The 5,715-nt window shown below is 50.8% G+C and carries 2 tRNA genes and 3 rRNA genes; all 5 read left to right on the forward strand.

Annotation, left to right across the window (positions count from 1 at the left end):
* Positions 1–239: 239 nt before the first annotated feature.
* The 5 genes from A596_RS04850 (at position 240) to rrf (ending at position 5,709) form a co-directional block, all read left to right on the forward strand.
* A 16S ribosomal RNA gene (locus tag A596_RS04850) occupies positions 240–1,773 on the forward strand.
* Positions 1,774–1,921: 148 nt separating this feature from the next.
* A tRNA-Ile gene (locus A596_RS04855) sits at positions 1,922–1,998 on the forward strand.
* A gap of 106 nt (positions 1,999–2,104) precedes the next feature.
* Positions 2,105–2,180: transfer RNA gene (locus tag A596_RS04860), tRNA-Ala, on the forward strand.
* 294 nt (positions 2,181–2,474) lie between these two features.
* Positions 2,475–5,362: ribosomal RNA gene (locus A596_RS04865) — 23S ribosomal RNA — on the forward strand.
* 231 nt (positions 5,363–5,593) lie between these two features.
* Positions 5,594–5,709: ribosomal RNA gene (gene rrf, locus A596_RS04870) — 5S ribosomal RNA — on the forward strand.
* Together the 16S, 23S and 5S rRNA genes with 2 tRNA genes alongside form the textbook arrangement of a ribosomal RNA operon.
* Positions 5,710–5,715: the final 6 nt, after the last annotated feature.

The raw sequence follows: 5,715 nt of genomic DNA on the forward strand, positions 1-5,715 counted from the left end.
TCAAAAGAAAAAGCTTGCGAAAGAAAGAATGATGCGTATAATGCGCGTCCCACGGTTGAGCCGAAGCGCTAACCGGTTTTTTAAAAAGCAGATCAAGCAATGCGTGTGGGCACTTGCGGAGATGATTGGCGAAAACCAAATATATCAACGTAAGTGACTCGACAATTCGCAAGAGTAATAGAGAAACAAAAAGTTGAGCCAAGTTTTAATCGCTTAATTTATTAAGTGATGATGATTTTAAACTGAAGAGTTTGATCATGGCTCAGATTGAACGCTGGCGGCAGGCCTAACACATGCAAGTCGAGCGCGAAAGTTCTTCGGAATGAGTAAAGCGGCGAACGGGTGAGTAATACATGGGAATCTGCCTGGTAGTGGGGGACAACGTCTCGAAAGGGACGCTAATACCGCATACGCCCTACGGGGGAAAGGGGGGGATCTTCGGACCTCTCGCTATCAGATGAGCCCATGTCAGATTAGCTAGTTGGTGGGGTAAAGGCCTACCAAGGCGACGATCTGTAACTGGTCTGAGAGGATGATCAGTCACACTGGAACTGAGACACGGTCCAGACTCCTACGGGAGGCAGCAGTGGGGAATATTGGACAATGGGCGCAAGCCTGATCCAGCCATGCCGCGTGTGTGAAGAAGGCCCTAGGGTTGTAAAGCACTTTCAGTGGGGAGAAAAGTGATTCACCTAATACGTGAGTCAATTGATGTTACCCACAGAAGAAGCACCGGCTAACTCCGTGCCAGCAGCCGCGGTAATACGGAGGGTGCAAGCGTTAATCGGAATTACTGGGCGTAAAGCGCACGTAGGTGGTTTGTTAAGCTAGCTGTGAAATCCCCGGGCTCAACCTGGGCACTGCAGTTAGAACTGGCAAGCTAGAGTAGGGTAGAGGGGTGTGGAATTCCAGGTGTAGCGGTGAAATGCGTAGATATCTGGAGGAACATCAGTGGCGAAGGCGACACCCTGGACTCATACTGACACTGAGGTGCGAAAGCGTGGGGAGCAAACAGGATTAGATACCCTGGTAGTCCACGCCGTAAACGATGTCTACTAGCCGTTGGGAGCCTTGAGCTCTTAGTGGCGCAGCTAACGCACTAAGTAGACCGCCTGGGGAGTACGGTCGCAAGATTAAAACTCAAATGAATTGACGGGGGCCCGCACAAGCGGTGGAGCATGTGGTTTAATTCGACGCAACGCGAAGAACCTTACCAGGTCTTGACATCCAGAGAACTTTCCAGAGATGGATTGGTGCCTTCGGGAGCTCTGAGACAGGTGCTGCATGGCTGTCGTCAGCTCGTGTCGTGAGATGTTGGGTTAAGTCCCGTAACGAGCGCAACCCTTGTCCTTAGTTGCCAGCGCGTAATGGCGGGAACTCTAAGGAGACTGCCGGTGACAAACCGGAGGAAGGTGGGGATGACGTCAAGTCATCATGGCCCTTACGACCTGGGCTACACACGTGCTACAATGGGCGGTACAAAGGGTTGCCAAACCGCGAGGTGGAGCTAATCCCATAAAACCGTTCGTAGTCCGGATTGGAGTCTGCAACTCGACTCCATGAAGTCGGAATCGCTAGTAATCGCAAATCAGAACGTTGCGGTGAATACGTTCCCGGGCCTTGTACACACCGCCCGTCACACCATGGGAGTGGGTTGCAAAAGAAGTAGCTAGTCTAACCGCAAGGGGGACGGTTACCACTTTGTGATTCATGACTGGGGTGAAGTCGTAACAAGGTAGCCCTAGGGGAACCTGGGGCTGGATCACCTCCTTAAACGATTTGCCAACTCTCTGTAAGTGCTCACACGCATTGCTTGATCAACTGGAAACAGCAGTGAAAAATCATCTGCAAGCTACAAGCCATAGGCTCCAAGCGAAGCTCAAGCAACCTTGAGGCTAATTGAAGCTTAAGATAGAAACATAGGCCTGTAGCTCAGCTGGTTAGAGCGCACCCCTGATAAGGGTGAGGTCGGCAGTTCGAGTCTGCCCAGGCCTACCAAATTTGCTTCCCTCTGCGTTGAATCCCCGCTCATGTGCTAAAGCACACTTCGCGTGAATTCGCCTTGATGGAAATAAATTTAGCCTTGATGGTTTTATCTATTTGAGGGGCTATAGCTCAGCTGGGAGAGCGCCTGCCTTGCACGCAGGAGGTCAACGGTTCGATCCCGTTTAGCTCCACCACTTATCAAATCAAAATACTTGATGAGTGGATATTGTCATCACTGTTGTTTGAAGAAGTCAGCCAATTACTGTCTTCGCTTTACATTCCCTGAATGAAAAGCCAAGAACGTAACTGACTGGTTTTTACGCCAGAAAGCTCTTTAACAAGGTGGAATGTAAAGTAATAAAATTGCTGATTTATGGATGTCTTGTGTATCTCTACACAAAAGTCCGGCGAATCATACTCATGCGATGCGCTTATTATCGTGAGCGTATCAATGTGTTAAATCGTTAAAGCAGTCGCTTGTGTTATATGGTCAAGCGACTAAGCGCACACGGTGGATGCCTAGGCAGTTGGAGGCGATGAAAGACGTAGGAGCCTGCGATAAGCTCGGGGGAGCTGGCAAACAAGCTGTGATCCCGAGATCTCTGAATGGGGGAACCCACTTACTTTTAGTAAGTATCCTGCAGTGAATACATAGCTGCTGGAAGCGAACCCGGGGAACTGAAACATCTAAGTACCCGGAGGAAAAGAAATCAACCGAGATTCCCTCAGTAGCGGCGAGCGAAAGGGGACCAGCCCTTAAGTGGCTTTGGTATTAGTGGAAGGCTCTGGAAAGTGCCGCGATACAGGGTGATAGCCCCGTACACGAAAATGCCTTAGTCATGAAAACGAGTAGGACGGGACACGTGATATCCTGTTTGAATATGGGGGGACCATCCTCCAAGGCTAAATACTCCCAACTGACCGATAGTGAACCAGTACCGTGAGGGAAAGGCGAAAAGAACCCCTGTGAGGGGAGTGAAATAGATCCTGAAACCGTGTGCGTACAAGCAGTAGGAGCACCTTCGTGGTGTGACTGCGTACCTTTTGTATAATGGGTCAGCGACTTATTGTCAGTGGCAAGGTTAACCGTATAGGGGAGCCGTAGCGAAAGCGAGTCTTAATAGGGCGTCTAGTCGCTGGCAATAGACCCGAAACCCGGCGATCTATCCATGTGCAGGTTGAAGGTTGGGTAACACTAACTGGAGGACCGAACCCACAAATGTTGAAAAATTTGGGGATGACGTGTGGATAGGGGTGAAAGGCTAATCAAGCCGGGAGATATCTGGTTCTCCCCGAAAGCTATTTAGGTAGCGCGTCATGTCTCACCCTCGGGGGTAGAGCACTGTTTGGGCTAGGGGGTCATCCCGACTTACCAAACCCATGCAAACTACGAATACCGAGGAGTGCAATCATGGCAGACAGACAGCGGGTGCTAACGTCCGTTGTCAAGAGGGCAACAACCCAGACCGCCAGCTAAGGTCCCCAATGTTAGTTAAGTGGGAAACGATGTGGGAAGGCTTAGACAGCTAGGAGGTTGGCTTAGAAGCAGCCACCCTTTAAAGAAAGCGTAATAGCTCACTAGTCGAGTCGGCCTGCGCGGAAGATGTAACGGGGCTAAAACTAGCAACCGAAGCTGCGGCTGCATACTTTGTATGTGGGGTAGGGGAGCGTTCTGTAAGCCGTCGAAGGTGTGTTGAGAAGCATGCTGGAGGTATCAGAAGTGCGAATGCTGACATGAGTAACGATAAGGGGAGTGAAAAACTCCCCCGCCGGAAGATCAAGGGTTCCTGTCCAACGCTAATCGGGACAGGGTTAGTCGGCCCCTAAGGCGAGGCAGAAATGCGTAGTCGATGGGAAACAGGTTAATATTCCTGTACCTCTTTTTACTGCGATGGGGGGACGGAGAAGGCTAGAGCAGCACGGCGTTGGTTGTCCGTGTTTAAGGTCGTAGGCTGGTGTCTTAGGTAAATCCGGGATGCCAAGGCTGAGAACTGATGACGAGTGTTCCTCGGAACATGAAGTGCTTGATGCCATGCTTCCAAGAAAAGCCTCTAAGCTTCAGGTAAAAAGAGACCGTACTCCAAACCGACACAGGTGATCAGGTAGAGAATACCAAGGCGCTTGAGAGAACTCGGGTGAAGGAACTAGGCAAAATGGCACCGTAACTTCGGGAGAAGGTGCGCCGGTGAGGGTGAAGGACTTGCTCCGTAAGCCCATGCCGGCCGAAGATACCAGTCCCCTGCAACTGTTTATTAAAAACACAGCACTCTGCAAACACGTAAGTGGACGTATAGGGTGTGACGCCTGCCCGGTGCCGGAAGGTTAATTGATGGGGTTAGCGCAAGCGAAGCTCTTGATCGAAGCCCCGGTAAACGGCGGCCGTAACTATAACGGTCCTAAGGTAGCGAAATTCCTTGTCGGGTAAGTTCCGACCTGCACGAATGGCGTAATGATGGGGGAGCTGTCTCCACCCGAGACTCAGTGAAATTGAAATCGCGGTTAAGATGCCGTGTTCCCGCGGCTAGACGGAAAGACCCCGTGAACCTTTACTATAGCTTTGCACTGAACTTTGAACCTATCTGTGTAGGATAGGTGGGAGGCTTTGAAGTCGAGACGCTAGTTTCGATGGAGCCGTCCTTGAAATACCACCCTGGTATGTTTGAGGTTCTAACGTCGGCCCGTTATCCGGGTTACGGACAGTGTATGGTGGGTAGTTTGACTGGGGCGGTCTCCTCCCAAAGAGTAACGGAGGAGCACGAAGGTGTGCTAATCATGGTCGGAAATCATGAGGTTAGTGTAAAGGCAAAAGCACGCTTGACTGCGAGACAGACATGTCGAGCAGGTACGAAAGTAGGTCTTAGTGATCCGGTGGTTCTGTATGGAAGGGCCATCGCTCAACGGATAAAAGGTACTCCGGGGATAACAGGCTGATACCGCCCAAGAGTTCACATCGACGGCGGTGTTTGGCACCTCGATGTCGGCTCATCACATCCTGGGGCTGAAGCCGGTCCCAAGGGTATGGCTGTTCGCCATTTAAAGTGGTACGCGAGCTGGGTTTAGAACGTCGTGAGACAGTTCGGTCCCTATCTGCCGTGGGCGTTGGAGATTTGAGAAGAGTTGTTCCTAGTACGAGAGGACCGGAATGAACGCACCTCTGGTGTTCGGGTTGTCGTGCCAACGGCACTGCCCGGTAGCTACGTGCGGACGGGATAACCGCTGAAAGCATCTAAGCGGGAAGCCTCCTTCAAGATGAGATCTCCCTGGGACTTTAAGTCCCCTAAAGAGCCGTTGAAGACTACGACGTTGATAGGTTGGGTGTGGAAGCGCTGTGAGGCGTTGAGCTAACCAATACTAATTGCTCGTGCGGCTTGACCATATAACAGAATCGACTGTTAAACGGTTTACAATGATTCAACTGCAAGAGACTTAATGCAACCTTAAGTCATCTGCAACCGGACTTGTCAGGATATGCAAGCATCCAAAACACTGTAAAATACACATTCGTGGACAACAGTAAATAGCAACGCTTTACATACCACCACCCTTTTTGAGTCAATCGAGGCCGATGTACTACACATCCTAAGACCTCCGAACTCAACCAGTATTGCTTGACGACCATAGCAAGTTGGAACCACCTGATCCCATACCGAACTCAGAAGTGAAACGACTTAGCGCCGATGGTAGTGTGGGGTCTCCCCATGTGAGAGTAGGTCATCGTCAAGCTTTTAA

Origin of the sequence: Cellvibrio mixtus subsp. mixtus J3-8 (assembly GCF_000766945.1) — a bacterium.
Taxonomy (GTDB): Bacteria; Pseudomonadota; Gammaproteobacteria; order Pseudomonadales; family Cellvibrionaceae; genus Cellvibrio; species Cellvibrio mixtus_A.